Genomic DNA, 22195 nt, shown 5'->3' with positions numbered 1-22195 from the left:
AGAGTTCAACGACAGCCTCGCCATCCCCCGCAATCTCTCCGACCTCGGCGTCACCAAAGCCGCCATCCCCGAACTGGTCCAGGGCGCAATCATCGACCCCTCATGCGGAGGGAATCCGATCGAATTGACCGAAGAAAACCTGACAACGCTCTTCAACGCAGCACACTGACAGGCTTGCCGAACCCATCCCTCACCTCTCATACTAGTCGGAGGTGAGGGAGATTTTCATGACGAAAGAGATTGTTCTGATCCACGGTGCTTTTGCCGGGCCGTGGTGTATGGAGGATTATGCGGGCTTCTTTCGTGCACGTGGCTGGACGGTGCATACGCCCGCGCTACGCTATCATGGTGGCGACCCCAAGGCCGACCCCGATCCCGGCCTCACCGACACGAGCGTCATGGATTATGCCGATGACATCGCAGACTTCGTGCAGGGGTTGGAGAGCAAACCTGTTCTTCTGGGCCATGCCATCGCCGGGGTAGTGGCGCAGAAGGTGGCGTCTCAGGGGTTGGCCAGCGCAATTGTCCTGATCAACCCAAACGCGGCTTGGGGCACATTGCCGGAAACCGACGACGAACGCGCTGTGCCGCGCGCGTTGATGGAGGGTGGGGCGTTCTGGAAACAGCCCATGCGCGTTGATTTCGAACTGATGGCCCCCTTTGCGCTCAACAAGATGCCCGAGGCGCAGCAGCATGAGGTGTTCGACCAGCTCGGCCCCGAAAGCGGGCGGGTGATGTTCGAGATGTTCTTCTGGATGTTCGACGATCACCATGCGATGAAGGTGGAAATCGACAAGGTCGATTGCCCGGTGCTGATTGTTTCAGGCACCGAGGACCGGGCCGTGAACCCCAACACCTGCCGCGCGCTGGCGAAACTCTATGGTGATCGCGCGACTTTCCTGCCCGTCGAGAACCACGCGCATTTTCTGTTCATGGAGCCGGACTGGGGAGGCCCAGCCGAACAGATTGCCGACTGGTTGGATCGGAATGTTGGGTAAGATGGGGTTTTACCCCATCGTCCCCGCTCCGCTTTGATGGGTTGGAAACCCATCCTACGTCAGTTGTTGGTTTGAAACGTGCTCTGCGGTTTCCAGACCAGAGAGCCATCGTCATTGCGATGACACCGCAGCAAGCGTTCCTCGCGCGTGCTGATGGTTGAGGTGACGGTATTGTCTCCGGTCAGCAGGATGAAGGCGTCTGGCGAATAGGCCATGCCGTCATAGTAGCAAAACCGCGTCTCGGCCCCGTCCGGAATGGGCGATGCAGTGCTGAGCATCTGCTGCGCGGGGGCTGCCGAGGCCAGCAGGGTCAGGGCCAGCCCTAGGGTTAGTGTTTTCATGTCGTCCTCCCGTTCGGAATTATTTCGTGGTTAAATAGGGTCTTGGACGCTCGGAACCTCAAATGTCGCTCTTGGATGACGGTTTGAAGTTAAGTGTGAACGAGATCAACGGGTTAGGCAAGGGGGCTGCGGTGTGCCGGGCTGAAGCCCGGCCTACTGGGTGGGGAGATGTTCTGCGCTATCCACCCAGTGCATGATGCAGAGCATCAGTCACGCGCCCTTCCTACCTCCTTGGTCGGGCGGGTTTCGCACACACACTCTGGCCGGATGCGAGACTAGTTATTCCTAGTCTTTAGTCTCTTCGAACTTTGGTATGCGCTTTGGTTCGGCCTCACGTTCAATTTGGGCGTATCCCTCAACCTTTCTTTCTGTAATTGTACGCGCCTCGCTGATCGCCTCCGCCAAAGGTTGCGCATCAGTGCCAAACTTTCTCACGAGATCAGAGACGTCAGAAGCAGCAGCTATAAACGATTGAAACCTTGAAATTTCGCGATGGAGCTCATTCTCGATTTTTGAGACGTGGTAGAGCATTTTTCTGCATGCCCATCCGGGTAGCGTCGTCGCTCTATCAATAATGCGCCTCGCTTCATACATTAACTCTCTAATTCGCTCTTTTTCAGATGTACTGAGCTCGGCTTGGTCGAATTCTTTGTCCAAATCATCATCGATGAAGTGTTCATCGAATTGTAGCGCAAGCACCAAAGATAGCGCTCTCGTAAGATGTGCGTTGTATTGCTGTAAACTCAGTTCGTCCTTAAGCGTCAAGTTCTCTTGAATTGACTGTCGTACTTCTTCGTCATTTACCCTTGATGCCGCAGATTTGGCTACCAATGAACTGCTAAGCAACTCAGAAAATAAGTGGTGATTTGTTTGTTTTAGTTTACCAATTTGAGCACTGCCATTTCCGCTTTTGCTCATCATGTAGACTATTATTTTGTGAAGTGCCGCAATTGGCTCTTTAGGAAGTTCACTTAAATTCAGCATTCTTAGTCCAGGATTGACAGTATAAGAATTTAGACATCCAACTCCTCCACAAACCGCGCGTTCTCCTGAATGTACTGGAACCGCAGTTCGGGTTTTTTGCCCATCAGGCGCTCGACCAGATCGCCGGTCTCGCCGGGTTCGTCCTCGTCGATGGTGACGCGGATCAGTTTGCGCGAGGCCGGGTCCATCGTGGTCTCTTTCAGGTCCTTGGCGTCCATTTCGCCCAGACCCTTGAAGCGCGAGACGTCGATCTTGCCTTTGCCGCCCAGACCTTTCTCAAGCCATTCGTCGCGCTCGGCCTCGTCCAGACAATAGACACGTTTGGCGCCTTGGGTCAGGCGATAGAGGGGAGGGCAGGCGAGGTACAAGTGGCCCGCGTCGATCATCGGCCGCATCTGGGTGAAGAAGAACGTCATCAGCAGCGAGGCGATATGCGCCCCGTCCACATCCGCGTCGGTCATGATGATGACCTTGTCATAGCGCAGGTCGTCGACGTTGAACTTGGTGCCAAGGCCAACACCCAGCGCTTGGGTCAGGTCGTTGATTTCGGCATTGGTGCCCAGTTTCGAACTGGCCGCGCCCAACACGTTCAGGATTTTGCCGCGCAGCGGCAGTAGGGCTTGGGTCTTTCGGTCGCGGCCCATTTTGGCAGAGCCACCTGCCGAGTCGCCCTCGACGATGAATAATTCCGTGCCGTCGCGTGTTGAACTACTACAGTCCACCAACTTGCCGGGGAGACGAAGTTTCTTAGTGGCGGACTTGCGTTGTGTTTCCTTCTCGGCCCGTCGGCGCAGGCGTTCTTCGGCCCTCAGTATGAGGAAGTCGAGGATCGCCCCGGCGGATTTCGTATCAGCCGCCAGCCAGTTGTCGAAATGGTCGCGGACCGAGTTTTCGACCAGCCGTTGCGCCTCGACCGTAGCCAACCGGTCTTTGGTCTGGCCGACGAATTCCGGTTCCGAGATAAAGCAGGATACCAGCGCACAGCCGCCTGTAATCAGGTCGTCACGGGTGATCTGACCAGCTTTTTTGTTGTTGATCAGCTCGCCATAGGCCTTGATCCCCTTGAGGACCGCAGCCCAGAAACCGGCGACATGTGTGCCGCCTTCGGGGGTTGGGACGGTGTTACAGTAGGACTGGATGAACCCGTCGCGCGAAGGTGTCCAGTTGATCGCCCATTCGACTTTGCCGGGGGTGCCGAACTTCTCGTTAAAGTCCACGGTGCCGGCAAAGGGCTGCTCGGCATAGGTCGACGAGCCGTTCATCGTCTCCTTCAGGTAATCCGAAAGACCGCCGGGGAAGTGAAAGGTCGCCTCGGTCGGGGTTTCGCCGTCGTCGATGGCGGATTTCCAGCGGATTTCGACGCCCGAGAACAGATAGGCCTTGGAGCGGATGGATTTGAATAGGCGCGCGGGTTTGAATTTGTGGTGGCCGAAGATGTCCGCGTCGGCGTGGAACGTGACGGTTGTACCGCGCCGGTTGGGCGCTGCGCCTACTTTTTCCACCGGACCTAGAGGGATACCGCGCGAGAAGCGTTGTTCGAATAGCTGTTTGTCGCGTGCCACCTGCACGACCATCGAATCCGACAGGGCATTCACCACCGATGCACCCACACCGTGTAGACCGCCCGAAGTCTGATACGCCTTGCCCGAGAATTTACCGCCTGCGTGCAGGGTACAGAGGATCACTTCAAGTGCCGACTTGTCGGGGAACTTGGGATGCGGGTCGATCGGAATGCCGCGCCCGTTGTCACGAACGGTCAGGGCGTAATCTGCGTGCAGCTCGACCTCTATCCGGTTGGCATGGCCCGCAACAGCTTCGTCCATTGAGTTGTCGAGTATCTCGGCCACCATATGGTGCAATGCACGCTCATCCGTGCCGCCGATATACATGCCGGGGCGTTTGCGGACCGGTTCCAGACCTTCCAGCACCTCGATGGACGAGGCGTCGTAAGCGGTCGTTGTTTCTGGCGTCAACAGATCGTCGGGCATGGGTGCTGCTCTTGTTTTTGAGTTTCCCCCATTATGGCAGGTGATGTGGTCCGGGGGAAGAGGGGCGCGAGGTGTTGTATCCGGTTTGTCGGGGCCAACGGAACCGAAGCGATATTCAGCGCTGTATTGCAGCGCGTTTACAATGACAGCCAGAGAGTTTTGTCTTTAAAGCCACCTCGAACAAGAGAACTTTTCTCAAGCACATCCGAGTATTCGTCATCCCAATCACGGAACCGGTCATTTGTGACGATAGCAGCGCCGAGATCCCGCGCTACCTGAAGAACCAGCGGGTCGGCAGGAGTACCCTTTGGCGCAACCATCACGTGGCTGCATGGCAACCCAAGCAAAGCCGCAAGGGAACTGTCGTTCATATAGCGATCTGAGATTCTGTATCCTACATTGGCATCAAAGACGACGCCCGGTGTCCGCCCCTTTGTCTTCAACTCGTCGACAACCTCGCGCACTGTGGCGATATTAGGAACACCGCCTTTCCAGTGCAAAACATTTGATCCATCGACGACAGCCCAGTTTTTCGAAGTTTTGAGCCGGCGTAGCCTTTTTCCGAACAGCAGCAGCAAACTTGCCAATGCGCACGGTCCTGTCAGCAATAACCAATCTGAGAACGCTGGATTGAACATAGCTATAGCAGAGCCAAAACAAGACAGGGCAAAAATACAGATGAGAGGGCGCACAGTTGAAAAGTCTTTGGTCAGAAAGTTGTTTCAATAGGGACGTAGCAGACAGTAGGGGTGGCTGCCCAGCATATATCAGTGATGCAAAACAAATTGATATTAAACCGCGAGCTTTCCAAGGTCTCGTCATGTTTCGAAATCCCGTTTAGGCTTTGTTCCGGAAGCAGAAATTAGGGAGCAGAAGAATTGAGCTGGATCAGAACCATTCCATTCCATGAGGCGACGGGAAAGCTGAGGAGGCTTTATGACCGGGTCACCGGGCCGGACAACAATGTGGACAATATCATGATGGCGCACAGCCTGCGGCCGCATTCGATGGAAGGCCATATGGCGATGTATAAGGCCGTGCTGCATCACTCGGGCAACAAGATACCGAAGTGGTTTCTTGAAGTGTTGGGCGTGTGGGTCAGCTCTCTGAACCGGTGCGGGTATTGCGTAGAACATCACTTTTCCGGATTGCAGCGGTTGCTGCAGGATGAGGTGCGCGGCAATGCGATCCGTGCGGCGATTGAGGCGCGTGATCCGGCCTCGGCCCCGCTGGACGCGGCACAGGTCGAAGCGATGAGATATGCGCGCAAGCTGACCGAGGCACCCGGTGATCTGACCGAGGCGGACGTGATCGCTCTGCGAGAGGCGGGGTGGGAAGATGGCGAGATTCTTGAGATCAATCAGGTGTGTTCGTATTTCTCCTATGCGAACAGAACCGTTTTGGGTTTGGGGTGTTCGACTGACGGAGACGTTTTGGGCTTGTCGCCGAACAACTCGGGCAATCCTGATGATTGGGGACATCGGTAAGTGCGGGGCTGGCCGCTCCCCCCTATGTATTTTGGGGTCATGTAAAGAACGGGCATAGGCCTGTTCTTTGACGCCCCGATAAAACCTATGTCAATTTGACACCAATCAAAGCGCGCCGTGTGACAATCGGCTAAGCATCTCCTCGACAGTGAAACCGAGGAGAACATGTATGGATGCGGCACCCCAGATCAAACAAAAATCATCTCAGATCAAAGCTGTAACTGACCTGAAGGCGGATGCCTCGGCACCAACATCCGAGAAAATCCGGCAAGCTTTTGAGAGCGGCAAGTATCCCTATGGCCGCAAGATGGCACGCAAGGATTACGAGGCGCAAAAGGCCGAGCTGCAGGCAGAGTTGCTGAAGGTTCAATTGTGGGCGCAGGAGACAGGGCAGCGGTTTGTGCTGTTGTTCGAGGGCCGCGACGCCGCCGGCAAGGGTGGGACCATCAAGCGGTTCATGGAGCATCTGAACCCGCGTCAGGCGCGTGTGGTCGCATTGAACAAGCCGACGGATGAGGAGAAGGGGCAGTGGTATTACCAGCGTTATGTGCAGCAGCTGCCCACCGTGGGCGAGATGGTGTTTTATGATCGGTCCTGGTACAACCGTGCGGGCGTCGAGCGGGTGATGGGCTTCTGCTCACCCAATGAGTATCTGGAATTCATGCGGCAGACGCCCGAGTTGGAGCGGATGCTGGTGCGCTCGGGCATTCAACTTTATAAGTACTGGTTCTCGGTCACGCAGGAAGAGCAGCAGCGGCGCTTTGGGAGTCGTGAAACTGATCCGTTGAAGCAATGGAAACTGTCACCGATTGACAAGGCTAGCCTGAGCAAATGGGATGATTATACCGAGGCGAAAGAGGCGATGTTCTTCTACACCGACACCGCTGATGCGCCCTGGACGATTGTCAAATCCAACGACAAGAAACGCGCGCGTCTGAACTGCATGCGGCATTTCCTGTCGACGCTGGACTACCCGGACAAAGACCTCAGGATCGTGGGTGAGCCTGATCCGTTGATAGTTGGGCAGGCGCATCACGTAATTCATAACTCGGACCACATTCTGGGGACAGCGCTGCATCCTGACGCGAAGATCGGTTGAAAATCGATAAACTGTAAAGCCGTTGCACCAAAGGTGATGGCTTTCGTCGCTTTGTTCTTGCGAGTCTCATTATGAAATAAGTTTGTTCCGCTCTTGTCTCGGGCAGCGCGCAAGCCTAAGGCTGGCGGAATGAACAAGGTGATGACATATCCCGGCCATTTGCGCGCAATCGCGGTGCTGGGCCTGCCATTGATTGGCGGGCATCTGGCACAGTATGCGATTGGTTTGACCGATACCGTCATGCTAGGTTGGTACGGGGTCGAGGCGTTGGCTGCCGTGACGCTGGCCAACAGCTATTACTTCGTCTTGTTCCTGTTTGGTGCCGGGTTTGGGTGGGCCGTAATGCCAATGGTGGCGACCGCTGCCGCCGAGGAGAATGAGACCAGCATTCGCCGCTCCACTCGTATGGGTCTGTGGCTATCACTGATCTATGCGACGGTGATGATGCCCCTTTTGTGGTGGTCCCATCCGATCCTGATTGCTTTGAAGCAAGAGCCGCAAGTCGCTGAAACTGCGTCAGTATACCTGCGGGTCGCGGGGTGGGGCTTGTTCCCGGCGCTGTTGGTGATGGTCCTGAAGTCCTATTTGGCCGCGCTTGAGCGGACGCAGATTGTGCTGTGGATCACGATTGTTGCAGCTGTGGTCAATGGCGTGACCAACTATGCGCTGATCTTCGGAAACTGGGGCGCGCCCGAACTTGGGGTGATTGGTGCGGCTATCGCGTCAGTGGTGACGCAGATCGTATCATTGGTGGCGGTCGTGATCTATGCGGTGCGTGCGTTGCCGGAACACAGCTTGTTTCAGCGGTTTTGGCGCCCGGATTGGGAGATGTTCATGAGCGTGCTGCGTTTGGGCGTTCCCATCGGTCTGACGACACTGGCGGAGGTGTCGTTATTCGCGATCTCTGCTGTCATGATGGGCTGGTTGGGTCCAGTGCCGCTGGCAGCTCACGGGATTGCGTTAAACCTCGCCTCGGCGACGTTCATGGTTCATTTGGGCCTGTCTAATGTGGCGACTATTCGGGCGGGCAACGCGTTGGGTCGACGGGATCGGGCGCATCTTGAGAAAGGCGCGATTACGGTGACCGGGATGTCGTTGATCGTGTCGGTCTTGACGATTGTTCTATTCCTGACATGCGCTGAGCCCCTGATCTCGCTGTTTATGGAGGCCGATGATCCGCAGCGGCCACAGATCCTGCTAATCGGTACTGGCCTGCTGGCGATGGCTGCGTTGTTCCAGCTGGTCGATGGGGCGCAGGTCATCGCACTAGGCCTGTTGCGAGGTTTGCAGGATGCAAAAATACCGATGGTGATGGCCGCACTCAGCTATTGGGTGATCGGTATCCCCGCTTCGTACTATTTCGGCTTTGTTCAAGGTATGGAGGGGATCGGAGTCTGGCTTGGCCTCGTGATTGGCCTCGCTTGTGCTGCCGTATTGTTGATGGCGCGCTTCTGGCTAAGGTCGGTGCGCGATGTAGGAGAAGTTCCCGCCTAGGGGATCATTCTTTGCTCATCCGGTCGGATTTCTTTCGAACAAGTACCGACCGCAAGTCGTGCATTGCCATCAGCAATGGGTCGGTCACGTCCTCTAATTGCGCATCCGTTGCTTTAGACTGAGCCCATTGCGTGGTCAGATTCAGGTAGTCAACCGCACGGTGTATATCATCCATATCGCGGCGGGATAGCAGGGCTTTGCGCTCTTCCATCCAGCGCGCGATTTCATCGTTGTCGGCGTCGCTTAGTACACGCTGGCCCTGCGGTTTGACCTCGCCATTGCGGATGTTGATGACCGCGATCTGTTCCATCTCGATCCGGCGATGGCGATTTTCCGTGTCGATCCTGAACACCGCTGCCCCATTTTCGCGCACGCGGAAATAGTATTCAGGCAGGGCTGTGGACATAACAAACTCCGGTATCAGGTGAGCGCGGCGCAAAAACGTTGGATGCGTGTGCAGGCTTCAGTCAGGGCCTCATCAGAGGTCGCATAGCTGACGCGGAAATTGGGGGACAGACCAAAAGCTGCGCCAAACACAACCGCCACGTCGGCCTCTTCCAGCAGGGCGATTGCGAAGGTTTCGTCCGAATCTATCACAGTGCCCGCGGGTGTGGTTTTCCCGATCAAGCCTGCGATTGATGGATAGACGTAGAACGCGCCTTCGGGTGTCGGGCACGAGATACCGTCGATTTGGCTGAGCATGTCGACGACCAGATCGCGACGGCGTTTGAAGATCTCATTATTCGGCGCAAGGAATGCTTGAGTTCCATTCAGAGCCTCGACTGCTGCCCATTGGCTGACCGAACTGGGATTCGAAGTTGATTGAGATTGCACCTTGCGCATCGCGGCGATCAACTCGACCGGGCCTGCCGCATAGCCAATACGCCAACCGGTCATGGCATAGGCTTTGGAGACGCCATTGCAGGTCAGCGTCCGATCATAAAGTCTCGGTTCCACCTGTGCGGGCGTGCAGAACTCGAACCCGTCATAGGCCAGGTGCTCATACATATCATCGGTCATCACCCAAACATGCGGATGCCGCAACAGGACATCTGTCAGTTCTTTCAGTTCAGCCCGGCTATAGCCCGCTCCGGTGGGATTCGAGGGTGAGTTGAAGATGAACCATTTCGTTTTAGGTGTGATCGCGGCTTCCAGTTGATCCGCTGTCAGTTTGAAATTGGTCTGCAGCGAAGTTTCGACGATCACTGGTGTGCCACCGGCCAGCAACACCATGTCCGGGTAGCTGACCCAATAGGGCGCGGGGATGAGGACCTCATCGCCCTCGTTCAGCGTAGCCATCAGCGCGTTGTAAAGTGTCTGCTTACCCCCGGTCCCGACCGAGACCTGAGCGGGCGTATAGTCCAATCCGTGGTCACGCTTCATCTTGGCGCAAACCGCCTGTTTCAGCTCGGGGATGCCGTCCGGAGCAGTGTATTTGGTCTTGCCCGCAGCGATGGCGGCCACGGCGGCGTCCTTGATGTTCTGTGGCGTGTCGAAATCGGGCTCGCCTGCGCTCAGCCCGATCACATCGCGCCCGGCGGCCTTCAGCTCGGCTGCTTTGGACGTCATCGCGATGGTGGGCGAGGGTTTTACGCGTGACAGTGTCGCAGACAGGAAACTCATGGTCGGCCTCGGTTTGTATGTTCAGCTCGACTGTCATAGGGTGCGCCGAAATAACGATCAAGCCAATTGAGTTTTACCCTTTGGAGACCCCGATGAACGACGAAACAGACTGGTTCGGACCGGACACCGCAACCTTCGGGGATCGCGTTGCTGGCGCACGCGAAGCCGCAGGCATGACGCAGACCCAATTGGCCCGCAGGCTTGGTGTCAAAAAAGCCACGATCACTTCGTGGGAAGATGATTTGTCGGAACCCCGCGCGAACAAGCTGTCGATGATGGCGGGGCTGCTGAATGTCTCGATCATGTGGCTTCTGACGGGCGAGGGCGACGGCATGGACGAAACAAGCCTGCATGGCGATACGGACTCGGAATTGCGCGATCTCGTTGCAGAGCTACGCACGATCCGAGGTGAGATGCGAGCCAACTCCGAGCGGCTGGCCCGCGTCGAAAAAGCGCTGCGTCTGAAATTGGAACGCAATCAATGACCGAGCCGCGCGAGACCCGGATCAAGCGCATGAAAATGCGTTCGATGCGGCGGGGCATCAAAGAGATGGATTTGATCCTGACGGCATATGCCGATCGCAATCTGTCTTCTATGGACGAGGCGGGATTGGACACATACGATGCCTTGTTGCATGAAAATGACCAGGACCTGTATCAATGGGTCACTGGTCAGGCCAGCCCGCCGGAACCGCTGGCCGAATTGATCGCGGATATCGCGCAAACCTTTCAAAAATAAGCAATCATCAGGCTTAACCGATTTTTCGGGAATTCGCGTCATGTTTTCAGAAACAGCGCGATGAATCGGAGGATTGAATGAGTATGGAGTTACAGGTCACCGCGCCCGGGACCAAGGGGTTCATGACGAGCTATCTTGAGGCGTTGGCGCTGGTCGAGCGTCTTCATCGCTTGCTTCTGGACGTTATCAAGGATGAATTCGAGCGTGTCGGCGTACTTGAGATCAACGCGGTGCAGGCCCTGCTGTTGTTCAACATAGGCGACCATGAAGTAACCGCCGGAGAGTTGAAGAGCCGTGGTTACTATCAAGGCAGCAATGTCAGCTACAATCTTAAGAAACTGGTCGAGATGGGCTATATGCACCATCAACGATGCGAGATTGACCGCCGCTCGGTACGGGTACGCCTGACGCCGCGTGGGCGTGAGATTCGCGATATCGTGTCAGACCTGTTCGCCCGCCATGCAGAAGGGCTGCAAAACCGCGGCGTGATCGGGACCGATGGGATTGAAGAGATCACCGGTTCACTGCGTCGGGTCGAACGATATTGGACCGATCAGATTCGGTATATCTACTGATAGCTTTGATGGCTGAGTTTGGGAGAGCGACAGTCCCTCAAGCTCACGGATCAGTTTACGTGTCATCGCATCTTCATAGGCTTCGAAGCCAAGGGCGACTTCGACGAAAGCATCGGGGCCTCGGATGACCCACGCGTGGTAATAAGCAGATAGCTCCCCAATCTCTACCTGGCGGGTGTCTCCTGGATTGGGGTCGTCGATGCCGATTACGAGGGCATTGATTGTAATATCAGTGTTTTGCAAAGCGGCTTTTATGTCCCGCGGGTGATGTCCGAGATTGTGTTTACCATCACCGGACAGATCCAGTGTTCGCCGCCAGCAATCGCTTTGGCTCTCCAACATCTCAGCACCGTACAACATGGCCGACCCGACCGCCGTTCCCTGCGGCGCTGATGAGCGTGTTGTGCTTTCTAAATGTTGCTGAATTCGACGCAGATCAGCAGTCGAGCGAACATCTGTCCAACCAAGCAAGAGGCGTTGGTGGCCAGGTTCGCTCCATTCGTAGATAGCGATCCGAATAAAGGTAGACGGGTTTGAAAGGATCAGTTGAACCACCTCGGGATGGCGCAACGCCGCCGCAAGGCCACTAAGTTGCAACCTGTACTCACGACTGTCGACCGAACCAGAGACATCCATTCCCAACGCCAAAGCCTGTCGACATTGCGCTGAAAGCGGGTTGGCCAGCAGGCAAAGAAGTGTCGCACACAGGCGGATCATTTCGCATTATCCGGTTGCAACGCACTAAGTTCCAACCCTTTCAATTCCCGTTCCAGTTTGCGACGCATGGCACGCTCAAAATCTTCGAACCCGGCGGCGATCTCAAGAAAAGCACCGGGTCCGTGTAGTACATTTTTCTGAAAGAACGGGATCAAGTCGATTTCTCCTTCGAAATCAGCTGCATTGATCACCAGACCATTCACGGTCGTGTTTTCGAATGGAAAGTGCTTGTAGGCGATCTGTGGCCCGTAGCCATCGTTGTTCTTGCCATCGCCCGAGATATCGATGGTTTGGAACAGACAATTCGGGGCGCTCTCCAGCAAGGTCGCCCCAAAAGCCAGTGCGTGACCCATCGCAGTTGGAAACTCGTCTTCCGATCGCTTCGATGTCCCGATCCGATGCGCGGCGGAGATCAAATTGGCCCGAGTATCGATTATCGTCCAATCCAAAAGCAATGTCTGGTTGAAACTGCCGGACCATTCATAGACGGCTAATGCAACCGGTTGAGGTGAAAGGAAGAAAGCCTCCTGCACCTCGGGCGCAATCAATGCGTTGGCCAGCCCCTGTCGTTGCAGCGCATCCTCGGTCGCGTCCACCGAGGTCGAGATGTCCATGGCCAGCGCCAGCGCCAGGCGGCAGGTCTCGGCCCAAAGGGGGCTGCCCGCGACAGCCAGCCCCAATGCTCCCAGCCAGCGGATCACCAGTGGCCGGTGCTTTCCATGCTAGACCAAGGCTCTGCCGGGGCTAACGCTTCACCATTTTGCAGCAACTCGATCGAGACATTGTCGGGCGAGCGAACGAACGCCATACGCCCGTCGCGTGGCGGGCGGTTGATCACGACGCCATTGTCCTGAAGATGCTGGCAGGTCTCGTAAATGTTGTCGACGCCATAGGCGAGGTGCCCGAAATGGCGGCTGTCGCTTGGCAGTGCGTCGTCGCCATCCCAGTTGTATGTAAGTTCAATGGGTGCGTCCTCTTGTCCCGGTGGGGCGAGGAATACCAGTGTGAACCGCGCAGCCTCGCTTTCATAACGGCGCGTTTCCTTCAGGCCCAATAGTTCATAAAACGCTATGGATTTCTCAAGATCCTTCACGCGGACCATGGTGTGGAGATATGTCAGCCCCATCGCGACTTTCCTTGCATTGGTTGTGATGCCAAGCACCTTAGCGCGCCTTCATCCCATGTCGAGGGGCTGGCCGGACACAATTCCGATTTAGCGCAATGCGCCGCACATATCGCGGTTCCGATGGCAAGCTTGCCGATATATAGTGGTCGGCGACTCATTGCTGGAAAGGATAATTTCATGCCTCTGTCTGCCGACCAACTGGCCGAGATCGAAGCTCAGCGCGCACAGTCGAGCCCGACCCGCCGCGTCGTTGCCGAAGGTATGGAAGATCATCTGTACACGGCGCATCAGGTTCTGGATCACGGGTTTGTCCGCGTTATCGACTATATGGGCGACGATGCAGCGATCTGTCAGGCCGCGCGTGTTTCCTACGGCAAAGGCACCAAATCGGTGCAAAATGATGAAGGCCTGATCCGCTATCTGATGCGCCACTGGCATTCGACCCCGTTTGAAATGTGCGAGATCAAGTTGCACGTCAAACTGCCCGTATTCGTAGCCCGCCAGTGGATCCGCCACCGCACGGCGAATGTGAACGAATATTCGGCGCGGTATTCGATACTGGATCGAGAGTTCTATATCCCGGCACCCGAACATGTCGCCGCGCAATCCGAGGTTAACAATCAGGGCCGTGGAGACTCATTGCAAGGCGAAGAGGCCGCGCGTGTGTTGGAGATACTGAAAGCGGACAGTGCGCGCTGCTATGACAACTACGAGGCGATGATCGGTCAGGACGGCCAGCAAGGGCTTGCGCGTGAACTGGCGCGGATGAACCTTCCAGCCAACATTTATACGCAATGGTATTGGAAGGTGGACTTGCACAACTTGTTCCACTTCTTGCGTCTGCGTGCCGACCCGCACGCGCAGTACGAAATCCGCGTTTACGCAGATACCATGTGCAAGATTGTCGCCGACTGGGTACCGTTTGCCTACCGCGCGTTTGAGGACTACCGCCTTGGCGCAATCAACCTCTCGGCGCAGATGGTGACCTGCTTGCGTCGGATGCTCAGCGGTGAAGATGTCACTCAGGAAAACTCAGGCATGACCGCACGGGAATGGCGTGAGTTTGAGGCTGTTATCCGAGAGGGTTGATTCAACAGAATACCGCGCACGTCCCAAGGTGGGCGCGTTCACTAGGGTTTGCGGTTAACGGCCTGAAATTGGCCGTCAACCTTCTTTTATCTTTCCCGCCGGGGCGGGCTGTGCCTTACAGCGGCTTCAAATCAGCAGCCATTTGGCGGCCGTCACGTCCGTCCTGCAACTCGTACGAGACTTTCTGATTGTCAGCGAGTCCGGTCAGACCGGATCGTTCTACGGCCGAGATATGAACAAACACATCTTTGCCCCCTTCGTCGGGCGCAATAAAACCATAGCCTTTGGTTGTATTAAACCATTTCACGGTGCCGGTTGGCATTTCCCGTGTCTCCTTCTACTTACAAGTTGTCCCACAAATTGGTGGGGGCCTTGGCTGGCAAAACCGCCACACGTCACTGTTCGCCCTCACGATACAGCCCGGGTCGCGTGTTTCGCCTTTTTCAACATTACACGGTGAAGTAAAAAATCAAGAATAACTGGGGCAGCCTGATGGGTTTGTCTAAATTTGCAGCGATTACAGGATCAGTTAGATGATGCAGCTATATGGGCTAAAAACTTGCGATACGTGCCGTAAGGCATTGAAACTGCTTCCAGATGCGGTTCTTGTTGATGTGCGCGCGCAAGGGGTTCCCAAAAATGTGCTGTCCGAGGCGTACGAGACTTTCGGCAAAGCCTTGCTCAATACGCGATCAACAACCTGGCGGGGATTGGATGATGACACACGCAATCGACCGGTGCTCGCGCTGTTGGCTGATCATCCGACCCTGATGAAACGCCCACTGATAGTATCCGATGGTCAGATGTATCTGGGCTGGACGCCTGAAACCCGTCAGGCCCTTGGTGTTGCCTGAAGAACTGCTTATGTGACACGGGCAACAAGCGGAGACCTGTGAATGCGAAACGCTGCCATGATTTTAGGCGTCATTGCCGGGCTGATCGGGATGATCGTCGGTTTTTTTGGCTACGGCTTTGTGGAACTGATCGACCAGTTTGGTGAGATCGAAGGCATTGCCGAGCAGGTAGAGAACCCCGAGTTGATCCAGACGGCTTCGATCGTGGCGCCTTTGTTGGCAATCGTTGGCGGGGCGATGGCCCATTCGCGGGCTCTGATTGCAGGCATTTTGCTGCTGATTTCTGCCGCTGGGATGTACTACGCCTTTGGCTTCGGTGTTTTCACCATGTTCCCGATTGCCTTTGCAGGCGTAGCAGGGTTGCTTGGGCTCGCCGCAGGAAAACCGGACGAGCCCAAGGCACATTTCTAGGTCACTTCAGGCGTAATAATCGATCCAGAGACAGCGGACCCGCGCCGTTGATCACAATCACCAGCAGCAGGAATGTCCACATCACGCGCTGATCCATCAACGTAATTGCGTTGTCGAATAAGCTACCTAGTTTGACGCCATGTCCGGTGACATCGGTCAGTGTTTGAACCCAGACAAATCCGATCATGCCAAGCGCGGCAAGGCGCGTCAGCAGGCCGACCAGCAAAAGCACAGGCAGGACAAATTCGGCCACTGTGCCAAAGAAGATGACGACCCGCTGGAAAAAGGTCATCTGAGTCACATCATACAGCACCGCCTCTGCAGCTTTGGGGAAGATCTGGCCGAAGGCTCCGGCCGATGGCGAAAAGATCGAGCCGTCGATTTTCAGCGTGGCCGAGTTCCAGTAGTAGACGAACAACACGGCGATAAAGACCACCCGAGCCAGGGTTGGTGTCAGCCAACCGGACGCGTGATCCGCTTTTTCCATCGCATTATTGTAAGTTGAGATCAGGGCAGTCATGTGTCCAGCCTTTCGATAGTCACAGAAGTTATTGCACCGCCCTGCAAAAGCAGTGCCAGAGTGGTTCCAAGATCAAATTCGGGTGTTTCGGCCATGGTGGATTCAAATGCCTCACCGATGGATTTGCCATCCTGAATCAGCGCGATCCATGCCGCACCACCCGTTGGCAATGGGTGAGGGGCAGGGTCGTATTCGGGACGCATGATCAAAGTATCCTGAGCGCCCGCCTCAGGTTTCGGCGCGCCTTCTTGGGTGTTAAATAGCCAGATCGCATGTACGGGCCAGCTTGAACGCAACACCTGCACCGACGGCGCGAGGGTCAGTTTGGCCTGCATCAAGTCTTCCGGTGGCAAGCTGAGCGCTTCGGCATCTATGGGTTGTCGATCAGCGGCGTGGTAAGCCCTACGCAGCGCCAGTTCCAGACGGGCAACATCTGGCAAGTAGCCCAGATGCGACAACTGCTCCATTCCTTCCAGAAATTTAGGGAATTCCTCGCCATAAAACATCATCAGGGGTGAGGACGGCGGGTGCTGGCGCAAGAATATTCCAGCCAGCCCGTCCATATTCTGCGGTCCCAACAGTTTTGTGATGACCGGGAAGGCCTGACGCATCGCCTCGGTCAGTGAGACGGCGACGTTGTTGCGATAGACGCTGAAGCGACGACCGGCCGGCTGCGCCTCGGCGTCCAGCAACCCATCGGGAATGGGCTTGTTGGCATCTAGCAGTGCCATGTGGAATGTCGTTTGCGACACGCTCATGCGGGCACGCGATCCAGCGCTTTTTGCGCGCGCTCGGCTTCGGCCCGTAACACCGGCCAGTCCGGTACATCGGTGTCCCATTCAATCAACAGGGGTTTGGGGCCGGATTTGTCTAGTACGTAGTCCAGCAGCGCCCAGACCGGGTCCACCACTTCGCGCCCGTGGCTGTCGATCAGCAAGGGATGCCCATGATCGTCCTCGTCCTCATCATGCCCGCCCAGGTGAATCTCACCGACTTGGTCCAGCGGGTAGGCATCAATATAGCCCTGCGGTGAGAAATCCAGATTGGTGGCTGAAACAAAGACGTTGTTCACGTCCAGCAGCAACCCACATCCGGTGCGCCGGGTGATTTCTCGCAAGAAATCAGGTTCGGACCATGTGCTTTCCTCGAAAGCCAAATAGCTTGAGGGGTTCTCTAACAGCATTTGCCGCCCGACAATCTCTTGTACCTCATCAATATGGTCGCAAACGCGGGCCAGAGTGGCATAGGTATAGGGCAGAGGAAGTAGATCGTTCAGGAAGTGGCTGTCATGGGTTGACCAGGCCAAATGCTCCGAAAAGCTGGCCGGGTTCAACCAGCCGACAAGATGCTTCAGGCGGTCCAGGTGATCTGGGTCAAGTGGCGTTTCGCCGCCGATCGACAGCCCGACACCATGCACTGAAATGGGGAATTGTTCGGACAGGTGACGCAGTTGTGCCAGAGGTCTGCCACCATCGCCCATATAGTTTTCGGCATGAATCTCTAGCCACGCCACAGGCTTGGCCTGTTCAAGAATCTGCGAGAAATGCTGTGGTTTGTAACCAACGCCCGGTGCTGCAGGCAGCCGGTTCGATCTGAGCGCATTGTCCAACATTTGCAAATCCCCTGATCACGTGGAAAGGGCGGGCGATCCTGCCCGCCCTTTCTGGTTCATTCGGAAAAGCCTTATGCAGGCAGGTCACGCTCCAGCGGCTCAAGCGAACCTTTGCGATCTGCACCGTCCGCTGTTTTAGGCAGCTCGATGTCGGCGCAAGTGCCTGCGTCAACCAGGGTCCATGCGTTGCCCTGATAGTCGACGGTCGAAGTGCCCGCGCAAGTTGTGCCGGGGCCGGCTGCACAGTCGTTCTGACCCGCCAGAGAAACGCCATAGCACTTTTCTTTGGCCTGGGCTGTTGCGGTTGTGGCCGCGCCGGAAACGGCTGCAGCAACTGCGCTTGCGATAACCAGTGTTTTTGCAGTGTTCGACATCTTGGTAATCCTTGTTAATGACTGCGTATGTCTGCTTGTGACAACGACAAGGTAATGGTTCAGGGGCAGCAGTTGAATTCACGAGCCCGTGTCTCACAACCCCGTCAAAGGTCGTCATGCACCCTTGAACGTTAACAAATTGTTTTTGAATTGAAAAATGATATTTGTTTCAATCCGGCCCAAAATACCGGGCCGGATTTCTAGCGGTTTGCTGCCGAATGTTACAGCAGATCGGGGGGCGTTGCAGCCACGCTCAACTCATTTGTTACAGCCTCAAGCGATTGGACCTGCGTCTGTTTTTCGCCAAGGCGACGGACACTGACCGTGCGATCTTCGACTTCACGGTGACCAACGGCCAGAATGATCGGCACTTTGCCGACCGAATGTTCGCGGACTTTATAGTTGATCTTCTCGTTGCGAATATCCGCCTCGGCGCGGATGCCTGCCGCGCGAAGGGTGCTGACCACTTCGGCCACATACTCATCGGCCTCGGAGGTGATCGAGGCCACAACGACCTGGCGCGGGGCCAGCCAGAACGGCAGCTTGCCCGCGTGTTCTTCGATCAGAATGCCGATGAAACGTTCAAACGAGCCCAAGGTCGCGCGGTGCAACATAACTGGGCGGTGTTTGCCACCATCAGCGCCGATATACGTGGCGTCCAGTCGCTCGGGCAGAACAAAGTCCACCTGATGCGTGCCGCATTGCCAATCCCGCCCGATCGCATCGGTCAGAACAAACTCGAGTTTCGGGCCGTAGAATGCCCCTTCACCCGGGTTGAGTTCCGGCTCGATCCCAGCCGCGCGGGTTGCGCTGAGCAGGGCGGCTTCAGCCTTGTCCCAAACTTCGTCCGATCCCGAGCGTTTTTCCGGCCGGTCCGAGAATTTGACCGAGAAGTTCTCAAACCCGAGGTCTTTGTAGATACCGGACAGGAACCGAATGAACTCAGCGGTTTCGGATTCGATCTGGTCTTCGGTGCAGAAGATATGGCCATCATCCTGGGTAAAGCCACGCACGCGCATGATTCCGTGCAGCGCGCCCGAAGGTTCGTACCGGTTACACGATCCGAACTCGGCCATGCGCAGAGGAAGGTCGCGATAGGATTTGAGACCCTGATTGAAAATCTGCACGTGGCAGGGGCAGTTCATCGGTTTCAGGGCGTTGACCGCCTTTTCCCGTGCATGTTCCTCGTCCACTTCGACGATGAACATGTTCTCTTGGTATTTGTCCCAATGACCCGAGGCTACCCACAGCTTGCGGTCGACGACCTGAGGGGTGTTGACCTCAACATAGCCACCTTTGCGCTGTTGCCGACGCATGTAATCTTGCAGAAGAGTGTAGATGGTCCAGCCATTAGGGTGCCAGAAAATCTGCCCTGGGGCCTCTTCCTGCATGTGGAACAAATCCATCTCGCGACCCAGCTTGCGGTGGTCGCGCTTGGCGGCTTCTTCCAACATGTGCAGATGAGCCTTAAGCTTTTCCTTGCCGGTGAAGGCCACGCCGTAGATGCGCTGTAGCATTGCGCGGTCGCTGTCGCCGCGCCAATAAGCCCCGGCGATTGACATCAGCTTGAACGCGTCGCCTGGCAGTTGACCGGTGTGCTGCAAGTGCGGGCCACGGCAGAGATCCTGCCAGTGACCGTGCCAATACATGCGCAGTGGTTCATCACCCGGGATGGATTCGATCAGCTCAACTTTATAGGGCTCATTATTGGCCTTGTAGAACTCGATCGCGCGATCGCGATCCCAGACCTCGGTGGTCACCGGGTCACGCTTGTTGATGATCTCTTTCATCTTTTTCTCGATGAGGCCGAGATCTTCGGGCGTAAACGGTTCCTCACGGTCAAAGTCATAGTACCAGCCGTTTTCGATGACGGGGCCGATGGTGACCTTGGTTGCGGGCCAAATCTCTTGCACGGCGCGGGCCATGACATGCGCCAGATCGTGTCGGATCAGCTCATTGGCTTGCGCCTCGTCCTTCATGGTGTGAATGGCGATTTGCGCGTCGGCTTCGATTGGCCATTGCAGGTCCCAATGCTGTCCGTTCACCGTGGCAGAAATGGCTTTTTTTGCCAGCGAGGTCGAGATGTCGGCGGCGACCTGTGCGGGCGTAACGCCTGCTTCATAGGATCGGGAATTGCCATCGGGAAAGGTAAGGGAGACTGACTGTGAGTCCAGGGCCATATCGGCTCTCCTCGTCGGTTTGGCGCCCACTGAACGCCCGGTTGCGGGTTATGTATGCTCGGCTCATGTGGCAGGTGGGGACACAGGTGTCAAGGGCAGGAGCGAGGGGCCAGCCTCTCGCACTCCCCGAGGTATTTTTAGCCAGATGAAGAAGGATCGGGCAATTGCAGAGAGGTGCGTGACATGCATGATGGGCGGACAAGCAAAGAGGGTAGCATGGCAGAGGCAGAATTTCTGGAAACCGCTCAGGGACGACGTCTGGCGTATCACAAGAGTGATGGGCGCGGGCCGACCATCGTTTTTCTAGGTGGCTTGAAATCAGATATGGAGGGCACCAAGGCGGTGCATCTGGAAGCGTGGGCTCGCGCGCGCGGGCAGGGGTTCCTTCGGTTTGACTATTCGGGGCACGGTGAAAGCTCGGGCGCCTTTACTGACGGGTGTATCGGGGACTGGCACGAGGATACGCTGGCAGCAGTTTCTCGGTTAACTGATGGTCCGCTGGTTGTTGTGGGATCGTCGATGGGCGGGTGGCAAGCGCTGTTGCTGGCGCGTGTCATGCCCGAGCGGATCGCAGGTATGGTGACAATTGCGGCGGCCCCAGATTTTACCGAGGACGGGTATTGGGCGTCGTTTTCGGACCAGCAAAAATCTGAACTAGAGACGGTTGGACATGTAGAACTGCCATCGGACTACATGGAGCCCTACGTCATCACCAAGCGGATGATTGAGGATGGGCGGCAGCGGTTGGTTTTGCGCGCTTCGCTTGATCTGCCTTTCCCTGTGCGTCTCCTGCAGGGAACAGCAGATACGGCCGTCTCGACCGATACGGCAGTGCGCCTGCTGGATCATGCCACTGGTCCGGACATGCAACTGCTGCTGGTCAAAGATGCGGATCACAGGTTCTCGGATGAGCGATGCCTCGGGCTGATTGAGCAGGCTCTGCGAGAAGTCCTGGAAGGCACCTGATGCGTCGCCTCGGCTGGGTTTTGGGGCGGGTGCTGGTGGGTTTGACGCTGGTTGGTGTGTTGATCTACGCCTTTGGCCCGCGCGAGCCAGTGGACCTGCATCCGCGTTTCGATCCGCGCAAATTTGGCGAAGGCGTTCAGGTTTACTTTGAAAGCATCGAATCCGCCTATGATGACATCGTGCCAGGTGTTGAAAAGCGCGTGGTCTGGCAAGATGGTTTTGTCGAACAGCGGACAGCTTATGCAGTGCTCTATATTCATGGGTTTTCCGCCACGTCCGAGGAGATCAGGCCAGTACCTGATCGCGTTGCGGACGCGTTGGGTGCCAACCTTGTCTACACAAGGCTTCAGGGGCATGGCCGCGATGGGGACGCAATGGCCGAAGGTACGGCGTCGGGCTGGATGCAGGATACAGCAGAGGCGTTGGCTGCCGCCAGGGCTGTTGGTGAGCAAGTCATTGTGATCGCAACCTCGACGGGGGCGACCCTGGCCGCCGCGGCTGCGATGGACACGGAACTGAGCACTGATGTGGCTGCGTTGGTTTTGGTGTCGCCGAACTTTGGCGTAAACTCGGCTGGTTCCTGGGTGCCATCTTTGCCGTGGGCCCGGCATTGGCTGCCGCCTTTGATGGGACAGGACCGGGATGTCTCAAGCACTGATCCCGAGAAGAACATCTTTTGGACAACCGTTTATCCATGGGAGGCGGTCGTGCCGATGTTTGCCCTTGTGGATGCGGTCAATGCGCTTGACTTCTCGGGCGCGCGGGTTCCGGCGCTGTTCTGGTTTTCTGATGATGATCAGGTGGTGCGTCCGGATAAAATGCATGAGGCGGCCAAGACCTGGGGTGGTCAGGCGATGGTTTCATTGGTGACAATGGGGCCCGGGGATGATCCGGCCTCACACGTGGTCGCGGGGCGTCTAATGTCACCGGGTCAGACCGACGCGGCGGTCGCGGGCATATTGGAGTGGCTGTCAGAGCAGGGGATTCAGAGGCAAAGCGGTGGCTGAATATGCGTAGA

General features: G+C 56.4%; 27 protein-coding genes and 1 pseudogene. 13 read left to right on the top strand and 15 right to left on the bottom strand.

Annotation, left to right across the window (positions count from 1 at the left end):
- Together ACR0NM_RS07810 and ACR0NM_RS07805 are read left to right on the top strand one after the other, a co-directional pair.
- Positions 1-169: pseudogene (locus ACR0NM_RS07810) on the top strand (iron-containing alcohol dehydrogenase); the annotation flags it as partial.
- Between the two features lie 58 nt (positions 170-227).
- On the top strand, positions 228-998 hold the full coding sequence (locus ACR0NM_RS07805; protein WP_480613895.1) for an alpha/beta hydrolase: 771 nt from the start codon (positions 228-230) through the stop codon (positions 996-998).
- Positions 999-1057: 59 nt separating this feature from the next.
- Here the strand turns inward: ACR0NM_RS07805 and ACR0NM_RS07800 are convergent, their stop codons facing one another.
- The 4 genes from ACR0NM_RS07800 to ACR0NM_RS07785 all read right to left on the bottom strand — a co-directional run bounded on the left by ACR0NM_RS07800 (position 1058) and on the right by ACR0NM_RS07785 (position 4898).
- Positions 1058-1339, bottom strand: coding sequence for a hypothetical protein (locus ACR0NM_RS07800; protein ID WP_170420982.1), 282 nt, complete (start codon positions 1337-1339; stop codon positions 1058-1060).
- 285 nt (positions 1340-1624) lie between these two features.
- A complete protein-coding gene (locus ACR0NM_RS07795) occupies positions 1625-2323 on the bottom strand; it encodes a hypothetical protein (protein ID WP_480613892.1) in 699 nt (232 codons plus the stop codon).
- Positions 2324-2352: 29 nt separating this feature from the next.
- On the bottom strand, positions 2353-4311 hold the full coding sequence (parE, locus tag ACR0NM_RS07790; protein WP_170510755.1) for a DNA topoisomerase IV subunit B: 1959 nt from the start codon (positions 4309-4311) through the stop codon (positions 2353-2355).
- A gap of 137 nt (positions 4312-4448) precedes the next feature.
- Complete coding sequence (locus tag ACR0NM_RS07785; RefSeq protein WP_480613890.1) at positions 4449-4898, bottom strand: NYN domain-containing protein; 450 nt, start codon at positions 4896-4898, stop codon at positions 4449-4451.
- Positions 4899-5189: 291 nt separating this feature from the next.
- Here ACR0NM_RS07785 and ACR0NM_RS07780 point away from each other — a divergent pair, with 291 nt between their 5' ends.
- The 3 genes from ACR0NM_RS07780 to ACR0NM_RS07770 all read left to right on the top strand — a co-directional run bounded on the left by ACR0NM_RS07780 (position 5190) and on the right by ACR0NM_RS07770 (position 8391).
- Complete coding sequence (locus ACR0NM_RS07780) at positions 5190-5798, top strand: carboxymuconolactone decarboxylase family protein (RefSeq protein WP_480613888.1); 609 nt, start codon at positions 5190-5192, stop codon at positions 5796-5798.
- A gap of 169 nt (positions 5799-5967) precedes the next feature.
- Complete coding sequence (gene ppk2 / locus ACR0NM_RS07775) at positions 5968-6897, top strand: polyphosphate kinase 2 (RefSeq protein WP_170404818.1); 930 nt, start codon at positions 5968-5970, stop codon at positions 6895-6897.
- 129 nt (positions 6898-7026) lie between these two features.
- Positions 7027-8391, top strand: coding sequence for an MATE family efflux transporter (locus tag ACR0NM_RS07770; protein ID WP_170404822.1), 1365 nt, complete (start codon positions 7027-7029; stop codon positions 8389-8391).
- A gap of 4 nt (positions 8392-8395) precedes the next feature.
- On the opposite strand, the gene ACR0NM_RS07765 is transcribed toward ACR0NM_RS07770, so the two are convergent.
- Both ACR0NM_RS07765 and ACR0NM_RS07760 read right to left on the bottom strand, forming a co-directional pair.
- A complete protein-coding gene (locus ACR0NM_RS07765) occupies positions 8396-8797 on the bottom strand; it encodes a hypothetical protein (protein ID WP_170404825.1) in 402 nt (133 codons plus the stop codon).
- A 14-nt stretch (positions 8798-8811) separates the two neighbouring features.
- Positions 8812-10014, bottom strand: coding sequence for a pyridoxal phosphate-dependent aminotransferase (locus ACR0NM_RS07760; protein WP_170393657.1), 1203 nt, complete (start codon positions 10012-10014; stop codon positions 8812-8814).
- Positions 10015-10106: 92 nt separating this feature from the next.
- Here ACR0NM_RS07760 and ACR0NM_RS07755 point away from each other — a divergent pair, with 92 nt between their 5' ends.
- From ACR0NM_RS07755 to ACR0NM_RS07745, 3 genes are all read left to right on the top strand, one after another.
- Complete coding sequence (locus tag ACR0NM_RS07755) at positions 10107-10499, top strand: helix-turn-helix domain-containing protein (protein ID WP_170393655.1); 393 nt, start codon at positions 10107-10109, stop codon at positions 10497-10499.
- A complete protein-coding gene (locus tag ACR0NM_RS07750; protein WP_170393653.1) occupies positions 10496-10753 on the top strand; it encodes a succinate dehydrogenase assembly factor 2 in 258 nt (85 codons plus the stop codon). The genes ACR0NM_RS07755 and ACR0NM_RS07750 overlap by 4 nt, the downstream gene beginning before the upstream one ends.
- Before the next feature lie 77 nt (positions 10754-10830).
- The gene (locus tag ACR0NM_RS07745; RefSeq protein ID WP_170393651.1) at positions 10831-11328 is read left to right on the top strand and encodes a MarR family winged helix-turn-helix transcriptional regulator; all 498 of its coding nucleotides are present in this window, start codon (positions 10831-10833) and stop codon (positions 11326-11328) included.
- Here the strand turns inward: ACR0NM_RS07745 and ACR0NM_RS07740 are convergent.
- Genes ACR0NM_RS07740 through ACR0NM_RS07730 form a run of 3 tightly spaced genes read right to left on the bottom strand, consistent with a single transcriptional unit; the run spans position 11275 to position 13171 of the window.
- Positions 11275-12045, bottom strand: a complete 771-nt coding sequence (locus ACR0NM_RS07740; RefSeq protein ID WP_170404838.1) for a DUF1194 domain-containing protein — start codon at positions 12043-12045, stop codon at positions 11275-11277. The genes ACR0NM_RS07745 and ACR0NM_RS07740 overlap by 54 nt on opposite strands.
- Entirely contained in the window at positions 12042-12746 is a 705-nt protein-coding gene (locus tag ACR0NM_RS07735; protein WP_480613886.1) for a DUF1194 domain-containing protein, read from the bottom strand. Before ACR0NM_RS07735 ends, ACR0NM_RS07740 begins: the two co-directional genes overlap by 4 nt.
- Positions 12743-13171: a VOC family protein gene (locus ACR0NM_RS07730; RefSeq protein ID WP_170393645.1), complete on the bottom strand. Its 429-nt coding sequence runs from the start codon at positions 13169-13171 to the stop codon at positions 12743-12745. Before ACR0NM_RS07730 ends, ACR0NM_RS07735 begins: the two co-directional genes overlap by 4 nt.
- A 177-nt stretch (positions 13172-13348) precedes the next feature.
- On the opposite strand from ACR0NM_RS07730, the gene thyX reads away from it, so the two are divergent.
- Entirely contained in the window at positions 13349-14260 is a 912-nt protein-coding gene (thyX, locus tag ACR0NM_RS07725) for an FAD-dependent thymidylate synthase (RefSeq protein ID WP_170801312.1), read from the top strand.
- Positions 14261-14375: 115 nt separating this feature from the next.
- On the opposite strand, the gene ACR0NM_RS07720 is transcribed toward thyX, so the two are convergent.
- The gene (locus tag ACR0NM_RS07720) at positions 14376-14582 is read right to left on the bottom strand and encodes a cold-shock protein (RefSeq protein WP_008758035.1); all 207 of its coding nucleotides are present in this window, start codon (positions 14580-14582) and stop codon (positions 14376-14378) included.
- Between the two features lie 214 nt (positions 14583-14796).
- On the opposite strand from ACR0NM_RS07720, the gene ACR0NM_RS07715 reads away from it, so the two are divergent.
- Together ACR0NM_RS07715 and ACR0NM_RS07710 are read left to right on the top strand one after the other, a co-directional pair.
- A complete protein-coding gene (locus tag ACR0NM_RS07715; protein ID WP_480613945.1) occupies positions 14797-15114 on the top strand; it encodes an arsenate reductase family protein in 318 nt (105 codons plus the stop codon).
- A 42-nt stretch (positions 15115-15156) separates the two neighbouring features.
- Entirely contained in the window at positions 15157-15525 is a 369-nt protein-coding gene (locus tag ACR0NM_RS07710) for a hypothetical protein (protein WP_170393641.1), read from the top strand.
- A gap of 1 nt (position 15526) precedes the next feature.
- Here the strand turns inward: ACR0NM_RS07710 and ACR0NM_RS07705 are convergent, their stop codons facing one another.
- From ACR0NM_RS07705 to thrS, 5 genes are all read right to left on the bottom strand, one after another.
- The gene (locus tag ACR0NM_RS07705) at positions 15527-16045 is read right to left on the bottom strand and encodes a DoxX family membrane protein (RefSeq protein WP_170404850.1); all 519 of its coding nucleotides are present in this window, start codon (positions 16043-16045) and stop codon (positions 15527-15529) included.
- Positions 16042-16803, bottom strand: coding sequence for an HvfC/BufC family peptide modification chaperone (locus ACR0NM_RS07700; protein WP_480613883.1), 762 nt, complete (start codon positions 16801-16803; stop codon positions 16042-16044). Before ACR0NM_RS07700 ends, ACR0NM_RS07705 begins: the two co-directional genes overlap by 4 nt.
- Positions 16800-17657, bottom strand: a complete 858-nt coding sequence (gene bufB / locus ACR0NM_RS07695; RefSeq protein WP_480613881.1) for an MNIO family bufferin maturase — start codon at positions 17655-17657, stop codon at positions 16800-16802. Before bufB ends, ACR0NM_RS07700 begins: the two co-directional genes overlap by 4 nt.
- Before the next feature lie 71 nt (positions 17658-17728).
- Positions 17729-18031 (bottom strand): BufA1 family periplasmic bufferin-type metallophore, encoded by a 303-nt coding sequence (locus ACR0NM_RS07690; RefSeq protein ID WP_010439128.1) that lies wholly within the window; start codon positions 18029-18031, stop codon positions 17729-17731.
- A gap of 221 nt (positions 18032-18252) precedes the next feature.
- Complete coding sequence (gene thrS, locus ACR0NM_RS07685; protein WP_170421002.1) at positions 18253-20211, bottom strand: threonine--tRNA ligase; 1959 nt, start codon at positions 20209-20211, stop codon at positions 18253-18255.
- Positions 20212-20427: 216 nt separating this feature from the next.
- On the opposite strand from thrS, the gene ACR0NM_RS07680 reads away from it, so the two are divergent.
- Positions 20428-21177 carry an alpha/beta fold hydrolase gene (locus ACR0NM_RS07680; protein ID WP_170393631.1) on the top strand — a complete coding sequence of 250 codons (750 nt, stop codon included), beginning with the start codon at positions 20428-20430 and terminating at the stop codon, positions 21175-21177.
- The gene (locus ACR0NM_RS07675) at positions 21177-22184 is read left to right on the top strand and encodes an alpha/beta hydrolase (protein ID WP_480613879.1); all 1008 of its coding nucleotides are present in this window, start codon (positions 21177-21179) and stop codon (positions 22182-22184) included. Before ACR0NM_RS07680 ends, ACR0NM_RS07675 begins: the two co-directional genes overlap by 1 nt.
- Positions 22185-22195: the final 11 nt, after the last annotated feature.

The sequence above is a fragment of the Ruegeria sp. AF2 genome (assembly GCF_056542025.1).
Note: the sequence above shows the minus strand (reverse complement) of the source record. Positions and strands in the feature narration are given on the sequence as shown.

Bases quoted from the DNA above. Each gene is read 5' to 3' on its own strand.
- ACR0NM_RS07805 (WP_480613895.1), top strand. From the start codon at position 228: ATGACGAAAGAGATTGTTCTGATCCACGGTGCTTTTGCCGGGCCGTGG.
- ACR0NM_RS07800 (WP_170420982.1), bottom strand. From the start codon at position 1,339: ATGAAAACACTAACCCTAGGGCTGGCCCTGACCCTGCTGGCCTCGGCA.
- ACR0NM_RS07795 (WP_480613892.1), bottom strand. From the start codon at position 2,323: ATGCTGAATTTAAGTGAACTTCCTAAAGAGCCAATTGCGGCACTTCAC.
- parE (WP_170510755.1), bottom strand. From the start codon at position 4,311: ATGCCCGACGATCTGTTGACGCCAGAAACAACGACCGCTTACGACGCC.
- ppk2 (WP_170404818.1), top strand. From the start codon at position 5,968: ATGGATGCGGCACCCCAGATCAAACAAAAATCATCTCAGATCAAAGCT.
- ACR0NM_RS07770 (WP_170404822.1), top strand. From the start codon at position 7,027: ATGAACAAGGTGATGACATATCCCGGCCATTTGCGCGCAATCGCGGTG.
- ACR0NM_RS07765 (WP_170404825.1), bottom strand. From the start codon at position 8,797: ATGTCCACAGCCCTGCCTGAATACTATTTCCGCGTGCGCGAAAATGGG.
- ACR0NM_RS07760 (WP_170393657.1), bottom strand. From the start codon at position 10,014: ATGAGTTTCCTGTCTGCGACACTGTCACGCGTAAAACCCTCGCCCACC.
- ACR0NM_RS07755 (WP_170393655.1), top strand. From the start codon at position 10,107: ATGAACGACGAAACAGACTGGTTCGGACCGGACACCGCAACCTTCGGG.
- ACR0NM_RS07750 (WP_170393653.1), top strand. From the start codon at position 10,496: ATGACCGAGCCGCGCGAGACCCGGATCAAGCGCATGAAAATGCGTTCG.
- ACR0NM_RS07745 (WP_170393651.1), top strand. From the start codon at position 10,831: ATGAGTATGGAGTTACAGGTCACCGCGCCCGGGACCAAGGGGTTCATG.
- ACR0NM_RS07740 (WP_170404838.1), bottom strand. From the start codon at position 12,045: ATGATCCGCCTGTGTGCGACACTTCTTTGCCTGCTGGCCAACCCGCTT.
- ACR0NM_RS07730 (WP_170393645.1), bottom strand. From the start codon at position 13,171: ATGGGGCTGACATATCTCCACACCATGGTCCGCGTGAAGGATCTTGAG.
- thyX (WP_170801312.1), top strand. From the start codon at position 13,349: ATGCCTCTGTCTGCCGACCAACTGGCCGAGATCGAAGCTCAGCGCGCA.
- ACR0NM_RS07720 (WP_008758035.1), bottom strand. From the start codon at position 14,582: ATGCCAACCGGCACCGTGAAATGGTTTAATACAACCAAAGGCTATGGT.
- ACR0NM_RS07715 (WP_480613945.1), top strand. From the start codon at position 14,797: ATGCAGCTATATGGGCTAAAAACTTGCGATACGTGCCGTAAGGCATTG.
- ACR0NM_RS07710 (WP_170393641.1), top strand. From the start codon at position 15,157: ATGCGAAACGCTGCCATGATTTTAGGCGTCATTGCCGGGCTGATCGGG.
- ACR0NM_RS07705 (WP_170404850.1), bottom strand. From the start codon at position 16,045: ATGACTGCCCTGATCTCAACTTACAATAATGCGATGGAAAAAGCGGAT.
- ACR0NM_RS07700 (WP_480613883.1), bottom strand. From the start codon at position 16,803: ATGAGCGTGTCGCAAACGACATTCCACATGGCACTGCTAGATGCCAAC.
- bufB (WP_480613881.1), bottom strand. From the start codon at position 17,657: ATGTTGGACAATGCGCTCAGATCGAACCGGCTGCCTGCAGCACCGGGC.
- ACR0NM_RS07690 (WP_010439128.1), bottom strand. From the start codon at position 18,031: ATGTCGAACACTGCAAAAACACTGGTTATCGCAAGCGCAGTTGCTGCA.
- thrS (WP_170421002.1), bottom strand. From the start codon at position 20,211: ATGGCCCTGGACTCACAGTCAGTCTCCCTTACCTTTCCCGATGGCAAT.
- ACR0NM_RS07680 (WP_170393631.1), top strand. From the start codon at position 20,428: ATGGCAGAGGCAGAATTTCTGGAAACCGCTCAGGGACGACGTCTGGCG.
- ACR0NM_RS07675 (WP_480613879.1), top strand. From the start codon at position 21,177: ATGCGTCGCCTCGGCTGGGTTTTGGGGCGGGTGCTGGTGGGTTTGACG.